The sequence below is a fragment of the Mesorhizobium sp. M2E.F.Ca.ET.209.01.1.1 genome (genome assembly GCF_004010375.2).
In the GTDB taxonomy this organism is placed as follows: Bacteria; Pseudomonadota; Alphaproteobacteria; order Rhizobiales; family Rhizobiaceae; genus Mesorhizobium.
Window position 1 is genome coordinate 1 of the sequence record NZ_SADP02000544.1, and the last position, 352, is coordinate 352.

A 352-nucleotide genomic window follows, 5' to 3' on the forward strand; every position below is an offset into this window, starting at 1 on the left:
CCCGAAGCACGAAAGCGAGATGGCGCGCGTTCTGGCATCTCACACGACCATGCAGGTTGCGCAAGTCGTGGACGGCATGCGAATCGTTTCCGATCGGGTCTATGTGATCGCTCCCGATACCGACCTCAAAATCAGCGATGGCGGGCTGCACGTGTCCCGACCGGCAGAGGTCCGCGGCAACCGCCATCCCGTCGATGTCCTGTTCCGATCGCTTGCGTCGGACCAGCGGAAACGGGCCATCGCCATCGTTTTGTCGGGAACCGGCAGCAAGGGCACCGAGGGCTTGAAGGACATCCGGGCGGAGGGCGGCATTAGCCTCATTCAAGCCCCCGAAACCGCGAAATTAGACCTT

General features: G+C 61.9%; 1 protein-coding gene. It reads left to right on the top strand.

What is annotated here, in order from left to right; all coding sequences use genetic code 11:
* The coding region (locus tag EN852_RS36845; RefSeq protein ID WP_281407844.1) for a chemotaxis protein CheB at positions 1-352 on the top strand (352 nt) is incomplete at both ends.